Consider the following 17,087-nt stretch of genomic DNA (forward strand, 5'->3'; position numbering starts at 1 on the left):
CCGACAATATTTCCTGAGAAATATTGCGAACCTTCGACGTTTCTGAATGCTTGAAGACAGAAAAAACGGATTTCGCGCTGAATTTGCGAAATCCGTTTTGATATTATGTCAGTTTTTGCAGATCTTTTGTGCTGATATATCCCGTTGCGCCCCCGTAATCGACAAGCGCCCAGCCGAAATCAATGCCGCCGCCGGATGCCTTTTTCCATCCGAGGAAAGAAACGCTCGTGTTTTTAGCAAGGGAAGCTTTGACCGCTTGTTTGTCTGTATATACTTTTGTTTTTGCCGTCGTTTTTACGGTTGTTGCTTCTTTAACAATATAATGAGTAGATACAAATCCTGTTTTTCCGTTTTTATAATGTACTTTTGCCCAGTCAGCGTTCTGGAATGAAACGATCTTTAAGCTGTCGCCTAAATGAAGGGTATCAGCTCTCGGACTGGCTGCTGATGCTTTTGTTCTGACGTTCAATGCTTCCGCGGAAACGAGATAAGAGTCAAGCGGGTAGCTGTACAGATCGTCAATTTTGACCGCTTCTTGCGCGTGTGTCTCCGGAAGAGGCGTTATTCCGGCAGCTGAAGCCGCTGTTATTCCCGCTGCAAGGGTCAGAATGGATGCCGCTTTGGCTGTTTTCTTCATCTGTATCTCTCCTTTTACTTCATCCTTTCACGTTTTACCGGAAGTCTAAACATCGGCCGGTTATTTTTGTGTTTGAAGTTTCAATGGAGCGGAAATGGTTTTTTTGACTTTTTCTCCTTTGAGCACCTGCTCCGCCGCTTCGGCTGCCAGTTTTCCGATCAGCTCCGGCTGCTGGGCGACCGTGGCTGTCAGCTTTCCGTTTTTAATGGAAGAAATCGCATCTTTATTTCCGTCGAAACCGACGACCAAAATGTGTTTGCCCGAGCTGTTAATCGCTTCGAGCGCCCCGAGTGCCATTTCATCATTATGGGCGAACACGGCTTTAATATCCGGATGTCCCTGCAGCAGGTTTTCCATGACGGTCAATCCTTTTGTACGGTCAAAATCCGCCGCTTGCTTTGTTACGACATCCAGCTTTTTGTCGGCAATATGATGAAAGCCCGTTCCGCGTTCCCGTGTCGCGGATGCGCCCGGCACCCCTTGCAATTCAGCCACTTTGGCGCCTTTTCCGAGCTGATCGGCGAGGTAGTCAGCCGCCATTTCTCCTCCTTTGACATTGTCAGAGGCGACAAGCGTTTCGACTTTGCCGTGTTCGGCTGAACGATCAAGCGCAATGACGGGAATGCCGAGGGAATTTGCCGATTCAACGGCTGTTGAAATCGCTGATGAATCGGTCGGATTGATCAGCAGCGTATCGACTCCCTGCTGGATCAAATCTTCTACGTCATTTGACTGTTTAGATGAATCATTTTGGGCATCGACAATAATGACCTTCATGCCCCGTTTTTTGGCTTCCTTTACAACGCCTTCTTTTAATGAAACGAAGAACGGATTGTTCAATGTAGAGACGGAGAGCCCGATAGTGAATTCTTTTTTATGTTTTGTGTTTGACGGTTTTGCCCATTGTGGCGGTTCAAGTGAACAGGCGGACAGCAAAAACAGTGATAATGCCGCGATCGTGATGATGGCTTTCTTCATAATGGTCCTCCTACTATGCCGATTTTTTGCGGTCCAGCAGCACCGCGATTAAAATGACGATTCCTTTGACGACGAGCTGATAAAAAGATGATACGCCGAGAAGGTTCAAGCCGTTGTTCAGCGTTCCGATAATCAAAACCCCGATCAGCGTACCGATGATGCGCCCTCGGCCGCCGGATAGGCTCGTTCCGCCGAGAACGACCGCTGCGATGGCGTCCAGCTCGTATGATTCCCCGGCCGTCGGCTGTGCGGAATTTAAGCGTGATGTCAGAATCGCTCCTGCCAGCGCCGATAATAAACCTGTCAGAGAATAGATCATGATCTTGATGCGGGGCACTTTGATTCCCGATATCAGCGCCGCTTTCTCATTGCCGCCGATGGCGTATGTCCGGCGGCCGAACGGTGTTTTGTGCAGAAGAACCCACAGGGCCGCAAATGCAATCAGCATCGTAATGGCAGGTACGGGAATGCCGAGAAAATAACCGCGCCCGAATAATTGAAATGCGTAATTTGAACCGAGCCCCGTAATCGGATTTCCGTCCGTATAGACGAGGGTCAGTCCGCGAAAGACGGTCATTGTCGCCAAAGTGGCGATGAACGGCGCCATTTTTCCTTTTGTGATTAATAATCCGTTTATCATGCCGAGTACGGCGCCGATCACGCAGCCGATGATGACGGCTAAGATCGGATCGATGCCTGAGACCATCATACCTGCGACCAATGCGCTCGATAAGGCGAGGATGGCTCCGACAGAGAGATCAATGCCTCCCGTTAAAATGACAAACGTCATTCCGAATGCAATCAGAGCGTTAATCGCAACCTGCCGAAGAAGGTTGAGAATATTGAGGGGTTCAAGAAAACTCGGGTTTAAAACGGAAACGATCAGCACAAGAATCAGTAAGCCGAGAAACGGACCGAGTTTTTGCGTGAAGGTATGAATGGAAAATCGCTTTTGTTCAGTTGATGTCATTGGTTCAGTTTTCATTCTGCTGCCCTCCCGTGGCAAGTGTCATGATGTGTTCTTGTGTTGCGCCGGCCGCATTGATTTCTCCGCTGATGCGCCCTTCGTGGACGACGATGATTCTGTCACTCATGCCGAGAATTTCCGGCAGCTCGGAAGACACCATGATGATGGCGACTCCGCGATCGGTCAGTTCATTCATTAATGAATAGATTTCCCTTTTCGCGCCTACGTCGACGCCTCTTGTCGGTTCATCAAGGATGAGAACTTTCGGGCCGATTCCGATCCATTTGGCGATGACGACTTTTTGCTGATTTCCTCCTGATAAATGCCGGGCGGCGGTTTCCGGAGATGCGGTCTTAATGGTCAGACGCTTGATGAGCAGCTCAACGAACTCCGCCTCGCGTTTTCGGTCAATGATGCCTTTCGGAGAGAAGCTGGTCAGGTTCGGCAATGAGATATTTTCACGAATGGACGTATCCAGCAGCAGCCCTTCATCTTTGCGGTTCTCCGTAATCAGGCCGAGGCCCTTGCGGATGGCATCGTACGGACCCCGAATGCCGGTTTTTCGGCCGGAAATCCAGATCTCTCCGGAATCGAGCCTGTCAATTCCGAACAGCGCCCTCATGATTTCTGTCCGTCCGGCACCCATTAAGCCGGAAATGCCGAGGATTTCTCCGGCGCTCACATGGAAACTGATCTGTGAAAAGCTTCCTTTTTTTGAGGCGTTTTTCACTTCGAGCACCTTATCGCCGAGTGACGGCGTGCGAGTCGGATACCGATCGGTCAGCTCCCGCCCGACCATTTTTTTGACCACTTCATCAAAATTAGTGTCTTTAATATGCGCCGTATCGACAGTGAGGCCGTCCCGCATAATGGTGATCCGGTCGCAAATCGAAAATATCTCTTCCATTCGGTGCGAAATATAGACGATGGATACGCCGTCCCGCTTTAACGCCGTCATCACGTCAAACAGTTTGCTGATTTCCCGTTCGGTCAGCGCCGCGGTCGGTTCGTCCATAATAATGACTTCGGCGTTTGTCATCAGCGCTTTGGCAATCTCAATCATCTGCTGCTGTCCGACGGAACATTGTCCGGCTTCCCGGTCGAGAGGAAGAGAGACTCCCAGTTTTTCAAGCTGTGATTTTGCTAGCGCTTTCATTTTCTTCGTTTCCAAAACGCCGAACGCCGTCGTCAGCTCTTTGCCGATAAAAAGGTTTTCAAGCACCGTCATGTCCGGCCATATATTCAGTTCCTGATGGATAAAGGCGATTCCGTGCTTTTCGGCTTCCTTTGGATTGGAGAAGCTCATATTTGTTCCGTTTATCGTAATGTTTCCCTTGTCGAGCCGGTGGAGCCCGGTGAGCAGATTCATTAACGTCGATTTTCCCGCTCCGTTTTCTCCCATTAAAGCGTGGATTTCTCCCGGCAGAAGCTCAAATGAGACGCCGGAGAGCACTTGGTTTTTGCCGAATGCTTTATGAATGTCTGTCATGCCGATGTGCATGCTGGATCCCTTCTTTCTAGAAAATCACACCCGCCTGCAGGATGCAGTTGGCGTATGGTGTCATTTCACCCGTTCGGATGACGGCTTTTGCTTTCTGTGTGAGCCGTTTGAATTCCTCGTGGGACATGTACTCGATCGTCTGCGCTGAGAAATGGCTTTCTATGAAACTTGCATTCTCAGGATTTGCGTCTTTGATCTCGGAAGCGGCTATCACCTTTTCGACTGCCATCTCCCCGGCTACCAGGCTGGTCACGTCCCGAAAGGCGGGAACGCCCGCCGTTAAGGACAAATCAATTTTAGGGACGCCGTCAGGGACGGGGAGACCCGCATCGGCGATCGCGATGAGGTCTGTATGCCCGAGATCGGCTAATACTTTGGCAATGTGGCTGTTTAACATTCCGTGTTTTTTCATAACAGCAGCTCCTCAACTTCTTTTCTGGCCGGCATCCCGCCTTGGGCGCCGAAGTGCTGCACGGACAGGGAGGCGGCGCGGTTGGCAAACAGGAGCGCTTGCTCGATGTCCCGTCCTTCCGCGAGTGCGACGGCAAGTGCCGCATTAAAGGTATCGCCGGCTCCCGTCGTGTCGACCGCTTCTGCAGGGAAAGCGGGAACAAGCCGTTCCTTGGTGCCGTCTGAGTAGCGTACGCCTTGTTTTCCTTCGGTAATGAACAGCTTGCCGGGATAGCCGGCAAGCGCTTCTTCTTTCGTCCGGTCAGGAAATAAAATGGATGCTTCATGTTCGTTCGGCGTAAGATATGCGGCATCCTCAATCGTCGATTGTTTCAGCGGCCGGGCCGGCGCGGGATTCAGGATAACCGGAATCTGCTGCGCGCGGCAGTAGCTGCACACTTCTTCAACGGTTTCTTCAGGAATCTCCTGCTGGATCAGCACGATATCAATGCCGGGAAGTTTTGCTAGCGCACTTTTGGCATAATCGGGGGAGATGTCATCGTTTGCGCCTTTTACGACGACGATGCTGTTGTCTCCTTCTGCGAGCACAATATGAGCCGTTCCGCTTTTTTTATGTGTAACCGTTTCCATATAGTCCGTATTGACACCGTTTGCCTTCAGGTTTTCAATAATCGCTTTTCCGTAGCCGTCATTGCCTGCTTTTCCTACCATATATACGTTTGCGCCCAGACGGGAAGCGGCTACAGCCTGATTTGCGCCTTTTCCCCCGGGCACGGTTTGAAAGTCTGTGCCCAGTACGGTTTCTCCGGCTTTCGGACGCCGATCGGATGTGACGACCAGATCCATAGAACAGCTTCCGATAACACAAATTTCACTCATGGTGATCATCCTTTCTCGTCGTTTGTCTTCTTATGTAAGTCACGGGCATTTGAATGGCCGTCTCTTTCGGCGGCTCTTTCTTTATCAATTGCAGCAGCAGGTTTGCCGCTTGTTTTCCCATCTCATATGCAGGCTGGCGGATGGTTGAAAGAGGCGGAAACAAAAGCCTGCTCTGCGGAATATCGTCGTATCCGATGATCTGAATCTCCTCCGGAACTTTTTTGCCGAGCCGCAGCGCCTCATGGAGGACGGCAGCCGCCGCAATGTCGTTGCTGGCAATGACTCCGTCGGTTTCAGGGTATGCTGCAAACAATTCTTCTGCTAAAATGGCGGCATCCTTGATGGAAAATGAAGCGGCGGAGATGACATTGAACTGCGCGCCTGTTTTTTGCAGCACATCAAGTGCGCCGTTAAAACGTTCCTGAGCGGTCGGAAGGTGGGCTGGGCCTTTGACAAGCGTGATGCTTGTGCTTTTGCCGCGAAGCATTTCCTCAGCCGCCCGTTTTCCGCCTGCCCGACCGTCACTGAATACGGATGGGGCGCCTTCTTTTGTCCGGTCCAGAAATACGACCGGGTAAAGGCTGCCGCTGTATTCGGGAAGGTCGGGGTAATGGGTGGCCGCCAAAATACCGGCAACTTGATTTTGTTTAAATGTTTGCAGGTAGTCGAGTTCTTTTTCCAATTCTTCATCGCTGTTGCCGATGATCAGCCGGTATCCTTCCCGCTGCAACTCGTCTTCAGCGCCGCGGGCAAGCTGAGGGAAAAAGGGATTCGTAATATCCGGAAGCAAAAGCCCGACCAGTCTGGATTCTCTTTTATAAAGAGAGCGGGCAACTTCATTCGGATAATAATTCAGCTTCTCCATGGCAAGCATGACCTTCGTTCGTGTATCTTCATGCACGTAGCCGTTGTCATTGAGGACACGCGAAACCGTGGCAACAGAGACGCCGGCAGCGCCTGCGACATCTTTAATCGTTGCCAACAAACACTCCTCCTTCATTTATGTAACCGTTTACATAAAAAGAGTAACACGAATAATTTCGGTTGGCAACAAAAAAAGAGACCGGGGTCTCTTTTAGTTCACGATGCCGATTTGCGAGATATTCACTTTGATATCAGGGACGATCTCGATGGAAGGATAGACCTCACGCCAATTGAGCCGCTTGCCCCGCTCATAATAATGGGTTTGATAGTTCCGGCCGATGCCGAGGATATCCGAGTTGTGCTCCTGAATATGGCTGATCACCGATCTGGCCTTCCCGTTCAGATTTGCTGATGCTTGTTTGTTCATTTGGTCGATTGCCGTATAAGAATTCAGCTTGTCCTTTGGATATTCCAAGACTCGTGCATTCAGTTTTAAACGGATTTTCACTTTTATATGCTGCGGATCTGTATCTATAAATACAATCTTTCGCGTGGCATCCGTGATGCCGAGAGAAAGATAATTTTCAATATCCATTTTGTATTTGTCCCACAGCTTCAGATTAATATTAGCCGATTTATTAAATTGCCCGCTTAAAAGGGTCAGGAGGGTCGAATCCTGACCGAGCACCTCAGTCACTTTCCGCTGGCCGCTGAACAGGGCAGAACCCTCTACCTTTATCGTCTGTCCGTTAATCGATAAATAAGGAAGGGCGAAATCCTTATCAGCCGTCAGCATGCTTGAACGGATGGATTGCAAATTTTCCATGCTGATATTTGATTCCGCATTAGCGCTTGTTAATAAATTCGTTAAATACTTGCTGACGATCAATTTCTGCCGGACGATCAGCTTCAGCACTTCAATCGCCTCGCCGTCTTTTACAACCGCCGGATGAGCGAGAAGCGGACTTTTCGGATCTCTGTAAAAGACATCAAGATAAGGAAAAAGCGGTTTTTCCGCCATTTTCTCACCGATTAATAAGACTCTTTGCTTGGACGTGTCAATGCGCTGATCGACAAGCTTATCCAATTGAAACCGCGCTTCACGGATGGTGTGCCCGGAAGCGCTGAGCACCGTCGTAATGAATGAGCCGCCCGTTTCCTGTTCCGCCTGGGAGGACTGAACCTTCCGATAGGTGATGCCGATTTTATTTTTACCGTCATGATCAACATCAAGGCTTGCGGTCAGCACGAGAGAAATATCTTTCAGCAAATTTTGATCCCAGCAGCCCGCAAGTGTCAGACTTGCGCACATGAGACTGATAAGAACCGCTTTTTTAATGCGCATGGCGGACACCCTTTTTGCGTACAAGGACAATCAATACCATAAACAACGGAAACAAATACACAAACACAATATCGGAAATGCGGAAAAACTGATCCAGCTGCTGTATCGTTTTATCTGTGCTTGTGGCCCAAATAGACAGAAGGAAGACGAGCAGGGCCAGCGGATAAACAAACCGGCTGTGATCTTTTTGATTGAACAGCTTGGCAATGCCGGTGCTTGCCAAGTAAAACACGTTGGCCAGCGTTGAAAAGACGGTCACGAACCAAAACGTCAAAAAGAGCAGATCCGTCCGTTCGATAATTCTGAATGAAACGGTTTTTAACAGGTACAGCACAGGCTCCGGGATCATTTTTATTTCTTCGGGGCTGATTGTGACAAAGCAAGTAAGGGTGATATACAGGTAATAAAGGATAATCAAGATGTTTGAAATCGTCAGTATTTTGTAGCGCTGGCTGACGGTGCAGTTGATTAGGGGCCCGATCACGAGCGCCGCCTGAAAGCCGGTAATGCTGACAAGTGTTTGCTGCACCCCGGTAAGCATGTCTTTTGCGGTTCCGTGAAAAATCGGCATAATGTATGTGATATCGGCTTTTCCCAGCGTGTATAAAAGCGGCAGAGAGATCAGCAGCAAAAACGGCGTTAAAATAAAGCTGAACCTGGCGATCGCATTCAGCGGAGCCTGGGCGATATAGACAGAACCGAGGATCAGCATTAAGCTGATCACCCAATTCGGAGTCTGAGGGAGCACCCAGATATCCAATATCCGTGTAAATACAGAAAGAATGAGCGTGCAGAGAAACGCGAAATATAAAATATACAGCACCTGCACCCCTTTGCCGGCAAGTGTTCCGAACACCTCCTCCAGCATTTCGTACAGGTTCAGCTTCGGAAACCGGTGAAATAATATCATATACAGGCTGAATGTAAGCTGGACGAGCAATCCGGTAAGCAGAATGGAAATCCATCCGCTGCTTCCCGATTTCATCATCAGTAAATGGGGCAACGCCAAAATGCCGATGCTGATCTGCGTCTGATTAATGAAAAACACGCCTTGAAGCCGGCTTATTTTTTTAGGCTTCATCTTTTCTCCACCCCCGAACATGTTTCATCTGCTTTGAGTCTTGCGGTCTCAAATAAAAAGGCCTTCTTTTAATAAACCAAGCCGGCAGCCGGATAAATGCATCCTTCAAGTCGCTGAAATGAAACGGCGTCAGAGATGATAAATAAGGGACGCCGAGTGATTCAAGCTTGCACAGGTTCATCAGAATAAGCCCGAAGCCGAGTGCAATGCCGATAAAACCGAACGAGGATGCCAGAAACATAAGCGGAAATCTGAGCGTTCGGATGGACGTGCTCATTTCATATGAAGGAAGCACAAAAGAAGAAACGGCCGTAACGGCTACGACGATAATCATCATATTAGAAATGAGTCCCGCCTGAACGACTGCGTCACCGATCACGAGACCGCCGACAATGCCGATCGTCTGACTGATCGGTTTCGGCAGCCTGATACCGGCTTCGCGGATCAGTTCAATCGTAATCTCCATAATCATGGCTTCTATCAGCGGAGGGAAGGGAATATCAACAATTGAATTTTTCATGGTGATAATCAGATCGTTGGGAATGACTTCAAAATGAAACGCAATCAGCGCGATATAAAAAGCGGGCAGCGTAATCGCGATCATAAAGGCGAAAAATCTCAGCACTCTTAAAAAACTGGCGGAAATCCACCTCGTGCTGTAGTCATCCGGAGATTGAAAAAAAGAAAAGAATGTGATCGGCGCAATCAAAGCCGACGGACTCCCGTCCATCATGATCAGTACACAGCCTTCCATCACGCATGCTTTTGCTTTATCCGGCCGTTCCGTATGAATGATCTGCGGAAAAATGGAAAACGAATTATCTTCTATTGATTCCTCGATAATCCCGGGCGCAAGCACGCTGTCTATACGCAAGTATGACAGGCGCCGCTTCACTTCCTCGACAATCTCCGGATTGGCGATATTCTCAACAAAGATAACCGCAACCTTTGATTTGGCTCTTTCCCCGATATCCATATAATGAACGGAGAGATGGCGATCCTGTATGTGAAACCGCAGCTGATGAATGTTCGTTTCCAAACTTTCCACAAACCCGTCATGGGCGCCGCGGACGATACTTTCAGATTCGGGTTCCATAATGGAACGCAGCGGATTCTGCCCGACGGAAAACAGCTTCGCTTTTCTCGATGCATCGCTGAGAAAAACAACCTGTCCGGCCAAAATCCCGTCAATGAGTTTTCTGGTTTCATCCGTTTCCGCACTGCTGACGGCATTCATCGTTTCCTCAAGCGGGCCGTTCTGCAGGGTGTCGCTTAACAGAAACTCATTCAGCTTCTGTTCTTCTATCATCTGTTCAATATAAAAGAAAGCGGTATGACGGTCCTGCAGTTTGATCCTTCGTATTTTAAAATCACCGCAAACACACATCAGCTCCTGCATTTCCCGTACAGCCGATTCAAAATCGCCGGGAATCCGTTTGTTTTGTTTATCCGCAGACATCAGACCGCCTCCTTCCCCGGTTATCTGTAGTTTTCAGCGGGTATTCCTTTTTTATGCATTTTATAAAATAGAGGAGTTCCTCGATGTTTTACCAAGAACTTCACAATTATGGATGAATATTTCTTGAACGAATATAAAGATTTATTAAAATTATTTCAAAAGAGTGATAAACGTCCTGTAAATGGTTTAAAAGGAGAAAGGCTTTCCGCATATAAAATGTGTATTTCTTGTAAACACTCCGGACCCGTCTTTTTCTGTCATGTACCAGTCATTCCGCTAGTTATTTTGGAATGGGACTGAAAGCAGGATACGGGGGAAAAATGAATGACTTTAAGACCTTATCCTTAACAAAACAGGCAGTCTGCACACAGCGGACAGAGAGTCCCGAAACGTATGCGCAGTGCGAAAAACGCTGATACAAACGGGCTGGAAAAGATGGATTATCATTACATCTTTTTCTTCCGGAACGCGAATAGTTCCATTGATCCAAATGAATTTCTGCGTGAAAATGTAAACGCATTCATTTTTCTTTTGAAAAATTGAAGTAAGGTTGAAGTCCTGCCTATTCCCAAAAAAAGCAATTCGATAATAGGAAGAATAGCGTCACTAATAGAGAAGTTTGGCTCAGTGAAAGCGGGAAGATTATGTTACATAATGCCGATTGAGAATTCATAGTGAAGCTATATACTGATGAATGAATTTATCAATACAGAAGGAGATGTCAAAAATCAATGTGGTTACTCATTATAGCCTGTGCTGCCGTACTAATCATCGGAATCATTGAAAAAAGGCGGCATCAGAAGAATATCGATGCTCTGCCAGTACGCGTCAATATTAATGGTATCCGCGGAAAGTCAACCGTAACGAGGCTGACGACCGGAATACTGATGGAGGCGGGCTACAAAACAGTCGGAAAAACGACGGGAACAGATGCAAGGATGATCTATTGGGATACACCTGAGGAGAAACCGATCAAACGGAAACCGCAGGGCCCGAATATCGGCGAGCAAAAAGAAGTAATGAAGGAAACCGTAGAACGGGGCGCCAATGCCATTGTCAGTGAATGTATGGCGGTAAACCCGGATTATCAGATTATCTTTCAGGAAGAACTCCTTCAAGCCAACATCGGCGTCATCGTGAATGTGCTTGAAGACCATATGGACGTCATGGGGCCGACGCTTGATGAAATCGCTGAAGCATTTACCGCGACGATACCGTATAACGGTCACCTTGTCATTACAGACAGTGAATACACAGACTTCTTTAAAGAAAAAGCCGCAGAGCGGAATACCGAGGTCATTATTGCGGATAACTCTAAAATTACAGATGAATACCTTCGAAAATTTGAATATATGGTCTTTCCTGATAACGCTTCCCTTGCGCTCGGCGTTGCCCAGGCTCTTGGGATAGATGAAGAAACGGCGTTTAAAGGAATGCTGAATGCGCCGCCTGATCCTGGCGCCATGAGAATCCTGCCGCTGCTCAGCACGAAGGAGCCCGGTCATTTCGTAAACGGCTTTGCCGCAAATGATGCATCTTCTACTTTAAATATATGGAAACGTGTAAAGGAAATCGGCTACCCGACAGATGAACCGATCGTTATCATGAACTGCCGCGCCGACCGTGTGGACAGAACGATTCAGTTCGCAAACGACGTGCTTCCGTACATTAAAACGAAGGAACTCATACTCATCGGCGAGACGACAGAACCGATCGTCAGAGCTTATGAAGAAGGCAAGATTCCTGCCGATACATTGCACGATCTGGAATATAAATCAACAGACGAAATCATGGACGTGCTGAAAACAAGAATGCAAAACCGTGTCATATATGGCGTCGGCAATATCCACGGTTCAGCGGAACCATTAATTGAAAAAATTCAAGAGTATAAGGTGAAACAGCTCGTTAGCTAGGAGGAAAAGGATAAATGTTCGGATCAGATTTATATATCTCACTTATTTTAGGCGTGTTAATCAGTTTAATTTTCGCGGAAAAAACAGGTATCGTACCTGCCGGTTTAGTCGTGCCGGGTTATTTAGGGCTCGTTTTTAACCAGCCGGTCTTTATTTTACTCGTATTGTTAGTGAGTCTTCTTACATACGTGATCGTCAAATACGGTTTATCCAGATTTATGATTTTGTACGGACGCAGAAAATTCGCAGCTATGCTGATAACGGGAATCTGCTTAAAAATCGCCCTTGATTTCCTTTACCCGATCGTACCGTTTGAGATATCAGAATTCCGCGGAATCGGTATCATCGTACCGGGTCTGATCGCCAATACCATTCAGAAACAGGGATTAACGATTACATTTGCCAGCACGCTGTTCTTAAGCGGCGCAACTTTTGCCATTATGTTTGCTTACTACTTAATCTAATGTAAGGTGTGTCAAACGATGAAAAAACAATTAAGCTTTCAAGAAAAACTGCTGAAGCTGACCAAACAGCAGAAAAAGAAGACCAATCTTCACGTTTTTATCGCGCTGCCGATCGTCTTTTGCCTGATGTTCGTCTGCATCCTGACAGGGAAGGCGGAAACGCCGAGTGTGAAAAGAAATGCCGATGACCTTGTATCAGCCTCATTCGTCGGAGATATTATGATGGGCCGGAATGTCGAGAAAGTGACAAAGCATAAAGGCACGGAGAGTGTCTTCCGTTACGCAAAGCCATTCTTCGAAGCATCCGACTATGTGTCGGGGAACTTTGAAAACCCGGTTACATATAAAAAGAACTACAAAGAAGCAGAAAAAAATATCCACCTTCAGTCAAACAAAGATGCCGTAAAAGTATTGAAGGACATGAATTTCACCGTTCTCACGGCAGCCAACAACCATGCGATGGATTACGGCCCTCAAGGAATGCGGGATACGGTTGAAGAGTTTTCAAAGCAAAATCTTGAACTTGTCGGCGCCGGCCTCACGCTGAAGGAAGCCGAGCAGAACATTTCTTATCAAGATGTAAACGGAATCAAAATCGCAACACTGGGTTTCACTGATGTTTCCGGAAAAGGCTTTGCAGCTAAACGAAATGCGCCGGGTGTGCTTCCGGCCGATCCAGAGCTGTTTATTCCGATGATTTCTAAAGCCAAAAAGAAAGCCGATCTTGTCATTGTTCAAACACACTGGGGACAGGAATACGATAATGATCCGAATGACAGACAGCGCCAATTGGCAAGAGCAATGTCAGATGCCGGAGCGGATATTATCGTCGGACACCATCCGCACGTGCTAGAACCGATCGAAATGTACCACGGCACCGTTATTTTCTACAGCCTGGGCAACTTCGTATTCGACCAGGGGTGGACAAGAACGAGAGACACGGCGCTTGTTCAATATCATTTGCAGAAAAACGGCACGGGACGCTTTGAAGTCACGCCGATGAATATTCATGAAGCGACGCCTGCACCGGTTAAAAAAGGCAGCATCAATCATAAAACGATCGTACGTGAACTGACGAAAGAATCGAATTTCAAGTGGAGCGTCAAGGATGGAAAATTAACGTTTGATGTGGATCACAGCGATATCTTAAAAAAGAAAGCGGAGTGAAAAACAAATGAAAATCATTAAAGCGGGATGGCCGTTTGCCGCGATCATTATGGTATTTATGTTTATGTCAGCGTTTAAATACAATGATCAGCTCACAGATCAGGAAAAACAAAAAATTGACACGGAAATGCAAAAGATTCAGCAAGAGGACACAGCGGGCGCAAAATAAGCGTATGATTCCGCTTGCCGGCATATTGTTTGTTCCGAATCCAGTAAAGAATGCCCATATCGGGCATTCTTTTTTTGTGTGCTCTCCTAAACATTTGTTAAAAGTTACCGATGTAAAAACTACTAAAAATGAGGAGAGTGAATAGAAAACATGCTCACAAGCTGGAGGAAGTACATCCTTGCCGGCCTTATGATTTGTCTTGTGGCACCCGCAGTAACAAGAACGGAAATTGCTGAAGCGGATTCTCAAGTTTCTGTCCTGATGGTTTCAGACGCGCAAAAACTTGTCGGAAATAAATATGTTTACGGAGGCGAAGAGCCTGAGGACGGTTTTGACCCGTCCGGATTGATGCATTATCTTTTCACCAGGCAGAACATCCATCTGCCGAGAACGGTCAGTGATCAATGGAAGATTGGAACCGCCGTCAAAGAAAATGACCTTTTACCGGGAGATCTTGTGTTTTTCAAAAAGTCGGATTCAACACAAAACGCGCCCGTCCATGACGGTCTTTATATCGGAAACGGAGAGATGATACACAGTTCTCCGTCAGAAGGCGTAACCGTCACACGGTTTCAAAAAAGCAGTTATTGGATGAATTTATATCTTGGCGCAAAGCGGATGACAAAAGATCCGGAACTGGCTGATGACCCGATCGTTCAGGAGGCAGCCCGTTACCTCGACATTCCGTATGTATTCGGCGGAAGCACGCCCGAGGAGGGATTCGACTGTTCGGGGCTGGTCCAATATGTTTTTGAAAACAAGCTTCACATTTACCTGCCGAGATCTGCGGAACAGCAGTGGCTGGTCGGTGAGAAAATCAAACTGAGCGGCATAAAGCCCGGGGACGTGATTTATTTCAGCGACACGTATAAAAAAGGAATTTCCCATGCGGGCATTTATGCGGGAGAGGGAAGGTTCATCCAAGCGAGCCGCTCCGCAAAAGTCACCATTTCTTACTTGTCGGAAGATTACTGGAAAAAACATTTTACAGGGGTGCGCCGATTCAGCAATTTAGCCATTTCTAAAGAAAATCCCGTTGTGTCCACAGCGGCCGATCATATCGGAATTTCTTATCTGAAAGGCGGCGTTTCACCGGAAACCGGCTTTGATACGGCGGGATTTGTTCAATACATCTATCAAAAAGCGAAAGGAATCAGCCTGCCGCGTTATGCGGACAAGCAGATGCAGGCGGGCGTTCCGGTCGATAAACAAGATCTGAAGCCCGGCGATCTGGTCTTCTTTAAAGCGGAAAGCCTGAATCCGGCCATTTATATCGGGAACGGACAAGTGATTCATGTCACCGTGTCCGCAGGCGTTACCATAACAAATATGAACACAAGCGCTTATTGGAAGGAAAAATATGCGGGCGGCATCCGGCTTCCGTAAAAAAAGACGTCAGAGAGTGTCTCTGACGTCTTTTTCTCTTACCGTTTCGGCGCTCTGTATCCGGCCGCTACCGCATCCTCTACGGAACAGAACATTTCCGCGGGATCTGTCGTCCGGTCGTAGTATGTACTTCCCGGCGTGTGATAAATGCCGTTCCGGCTGCCTTTAATGTCGCATCCCTGTGAGGTGCCGGCTGCTTTCGTTTCGGCATGTCCGCCGGAGGAAGGGGCGTTGTTTTGCGCCGTTTCTGCGTTTTCGGATGTTTTTGTTTCTGCTTTCTGCCGCTTTAAAGTTTTATTTTTTGACTGAAGCGTTTCAGCGGTCTTTTCGAGCTTCTTTTGTGAATTTTTTAATTTCTCATTGTCTTGTTTGAGTGATTTGTTTGTTTTTTTCAGCTCGCTTATCTCTTGGCTGAGTTTGCTGAGTTTTTCTTCATTGCCGGCTTCGGCTTCGGATTTCTCCTTTTCGGCCGCGGCACTGATGCTTTCATATTTTTTCTCAAGCGCCTGGTGTTCCTTCGTCAATTTTTGATAAGCGGTATCAAGGGTGCTGTATTTCTCCTCTGCCTTCACGGCCGAGGCGTCCGGCTCTGCGAGGGAGGCGCCGGTCAGAAGCAGGATAAATCCGCCGATGAGAAGGGGCCAAAACTGCTTTTTTGAAAAACGTTTTTCTTTTTTGGCAGCTTTGCATATGAGGTGGAATATTCCGTATCCGACTGCGCAGAGAAAAGCTAAACATCCTATAATAGCGATTGCATTCGACATCATGAAACTCCTTTTTTCTTTATCTTACAATTTATTTTCATTTTTGGGAATTTCTTTTTTGGAAAACGTGAAAAGCCAGGCCGTGAAAGACCTGGCTTTTTCCTTTTATTGATCGTTGTCGAGAAGCCGGTTGATGAAATATGCGACGCCGTTTTCATCGTTGCTTTTTGTAATATACGTGCTTTTTTCCTTCAGTTCATCAATCGCATTGCCCATGGCGATGCGGTTTCCCGCCGCTTCAAACATGGAGAAATCATTCGGGCTGTCGCCGATGGCGTAAATATCCTGTTTTTCAATTCCGTACAGTGAGGCAAGCTCCGTCAGAGCACGTCCCTTTCCGGAACCGGCAGGGAGGATTTCGATAATGTGTTTTCCGGAAGATGTCTGGGATAATTTCGTATGATGTGTAATTTCTTCTTTGGCGTTTTTTAGTTTTTCCATATCAAAAGAGAAACAAAGAAGCTTGTAAACATGTTCGTCTCCGTTAAAAATCGCCTGTATATCCTGTACGGGTTTAATGCCGAATTGTTTGAACTGCGTCTTTGCGCCCTCCCATAATGTATGAATATCTTCCTTAGGATTGGCGCTTTTCAGAATATCCAGTTCTGCCTGCAGTTTGGACTCGCCGTCAAATGGGGACAGCAGATGATCATCTGTATAGACCTCAAAGTAAATGTCTTTGTCCGTTAAATAAGCGGCGATATCCTTCCCGGCCTGCTGATCCATTAAGAGCCGGCTGACGAGGCGGTATCCTTTGTCATGGACTGTCCCGCCGTTTGCCGCAATGATCGGAATATCCAAATCCTTCAAGAGCGCTTTTACATCAAACGTGGCTCTGCCCGTGCAGATGGCCACGAGAATGCCCGCTTCATCCGCTCTTTGTAAAGCCGCTCTGTTTTCCGGAGAAATCACACTGTCCGAGTTCAGTAATGTGCCGTCTAAGTCAATGGCTATCAATTTCATATGTATGGATGCCCTCCTTAAAAATAAAGCTGCTTCATGTAGTATGTTCAGCTTTGTGCGAAATCAGCAGAAAGCCGTCAGTTAAAGGCTATACCTTCATGTCCTTTTTTTCAACAGAAAAACGGCGGGATTTGCTAAT

Annotated in this window: 17 protein-coding genes; 5 read left to right on the forward strand and 12 right to left on the reverse strand. The window is 47.4% G+C overall.

From position 1 onward, the window contains the following. Positions 1-103: 103 nt before the first annotated feature. The 10 genes from ACNFN4_RS07350 to ACNFN4_RS07395 form a co-directional block, all read right to left on the reverse strand. Positions 104-637: an SH3 domain-containing protein gene (locus tag ACNFN4_RS07350; protein WP_160183070.1), complete on the reverse strand. Its 534-nt coding sequence runs from the start codon at positions 635-637 to the stop codon at positions 104-106. 60 nt (positions 638-697) lie between these two features. Continuing rightward, a complete protein-coding gene (gene rbsB / locus ACNFN4_RS07355) occupies positions 698-1,615 on the reverse strand; it encodes a ribose ABC transporter substrate-binding protein RbsB (RefSeq protein WP_053285354.1) in 918 nt (305 codons plus the stop codon). A gap of 13 nt (positions 1,616-1,628) precedes the next feature. After that, positions 1,629-2,600 carry a ribose ABC transporter permease RbsC gene (gene rbsC / locus ACNFN4_RS07360; protein ID WP_012118605.1) on the reverse strand — a complete coding sequence of 324 codons (972 nt, stop codon included), beginning with the start codon at positions 2,598-2,600 and terminating at the stop codon, positions 1,629-1,631. Further along, positions 2,590-4,083: a sugar ABC transporter ATP-binding protein gene (locus ACNFN4_RS07365; RefSeq protein ID WP_202729318.1), complete on the reverse strand. Its 1,494-nt coding sequence runs from the start codon at positions 4,081-4,083 to the stop codon at positions 2,590-2,592. Before ACNFN4_RS07365 ends, rbsC begins: the two co-directional genes overlap by 11 nt. A gap of 16 nt (positions 4,084-4,099) precedes the next feature. Continuing rightward, the gene (rbsD, locus tag ACNFN4_RS07370) at positions 4,100-4,495 is read right to left on the reverse strand and encodes a D-ribose pyranase (protein ID WP_007407521.1); all 396 of its coding nucleotides are present in this window, start codon (positions 4,493-4,495) and stop codon (positions 4,100-4,102) included. Beyond that, positions 4,492-5,373 (reverse strand): ribokinase, encoded by an 882-nt coding sequence (gene rbsK, locus ACNFN4_RS07375; RefSeq protein ID WP_095270891.1) that lies wholly within the window; start codon positions 5,371-5,373, stop codon positions 4,492-4,494. The genes rbsD and rbsK overlap by 4 nt, the downstream gene beginning before the upstream one ends. Further along, on the reverse strand, positions 5,366-6,355 hold the full coding sequence (locus ACNFN4_RS07380) for a LacI family DNA-binding transcriptional regulator (protein WP_095270889.1): 990 nt from the start codon (positions 6,353-6,355) through the stop codon (positions 5,366-5,368). Before ACNFN4_RS07380 ends, rbsK begins: the two co-directional genes overlap by 8 nt. Positions 6,356-6,448: 93 nt before the next feature. Further along, a complete protein-coding gene (locus ACNFN4_RS07385) occupies positions 6,449-7,582 on the reverse strand; it encodes a Ger(x)C family spore germination protein (RefSeq protein WP_448200089.1) in 1,134 nt (377 codons plus the stop codon). Then, a complete protein-coding gene (locus ACNFN4_RS07390) occupies positions 7,572-8,663 on the reverse strand; it encodes a GerAB/ArcD/ProY family transporter (protein WP_031379309.1) in 1,092 nt (363 codons plus the stop codon). The genes ACNFN4_RS07385 and ACNFN4_RS07390 overlap by 11 nt, the downstream gene beginning before the upstream one ends. Beyond that, positions 8,653-10,122, reverse strand: a complete 1,470-nt coding sequence (locus tag ACNFN4_RS07395; RefSeq protein WP_007407516.1) for a spore germination protein — start codon at positions 10,120-10,122, stop codon at positions 8,653-8,655. The genes ACNFN4_RS07390 and ACNFN4_RS07395 overlap by 11 nt, the downstream gene beginning before the upstream one ends. 731 nt (positions 10,123-10,853) lie before the next feature. Here ACNFN4_RS07395 and pgsB point away from each other — a divergent pair. The 5 genes from pgsB to ACNFN4_RS07420 all read left to right on the forward strand — a co-directional run bounded on the left by pgsB (position 10,854) and on the right by ACNFN4_RS07420 (position 15,221). Further along, a complete protein-coding gene (gene pgsB, locus ACNFN4_RS07400) occupies positions 10,854-12,035 on the forward strand; it encodes a poly-gamma-glutamate synthase PgsB (protein WP_003151337.1) in 1,182 nt (393 codons plus the stop codon). Positions 12,036-12,049: 14 nt separating this feature from the next. Further along, the gene (gene pgsC / locus ACNFN4_RS07405; RefSeq protein ID WP_003151340.1) at positions 12,050-12,499 is read left to right on the forward strand and encodes a poly-gamma-glutamate biosynthesis protein PgsC; all 450 of its coding nucleotides are present in this window, start codon (positions 12,050-12,052) and stop codon (positions 12,497-12,499) included. 18 nt (positions 12,500-12,517) lie between these two features. After that, on the forward strand, positions 12,518-13,666 hold the full coding sequence (locus ACNFN4_RS07410) for a CapA family protein (RefSeq protein WP_017418784.1): 1,149 nt from the start codon (positions 12,518-12,520) through the stop codon (positions 13,664-13,666). Between the two features lie 7 nt (positions 13,667-13,673). Next, positions 13,674-13,835 (forward strand): hypothetical protein, encoded by a 162-nt coding sequence (locus tag ACNFN4_RS07415; RefSeq protein ID WP_003151344.1) that lies wholly within the window; start codon positions 13,674-13,676, stop codon positions 13,833-13,835. Between the two features lie 150 nt (positions 13,836-13,985). Continuing rightward, positions 13,986-15,221, forward strand: a complete 1,236-nt coding sequence (locus ACNFN4_RS07420; RefSeq protein ID WP_020956439.1) for a C40 family peptidase — start codon at positions 13,986-13,988, stop codon at positions 15,219-15,221. A 38-nt stretch (positions 15,222-15,259) separates the two neighbouring features. Here the strand turns inward: ACNFN4_RS07420 and ACNFN4_RS07425 are convergent, their stop codons facing one another. Next, the gene (locus tag ACNFN4_RS07425) at positions 15,260-15,985 is read right to left on the reverse strand and encodes a sunset domain-containing protein (protein WP_020956438.1); all 726 of its coding nucleotides are present in this window, start codon (positions 15,983-15,985) and stop codon (positions 15,260-15,262) included. A 105-nt stretch (positions 15,986-16,090) separates the two neighbouring features. Beyond that, entirely contained in the window at positions 16,091-16,948 is an 858-nt protein-coding gene (locus ACNFN4_RS07430; protein WP_020956437.1) for a Cof-type HAD-IIB family hydrolase, read from the reverse strand. Positions 16,949-17,087: the final 139 nt, after the last annotated feature.

Source organism: Bacillus sp. N1(2025) (assembly GCF_053470005.1).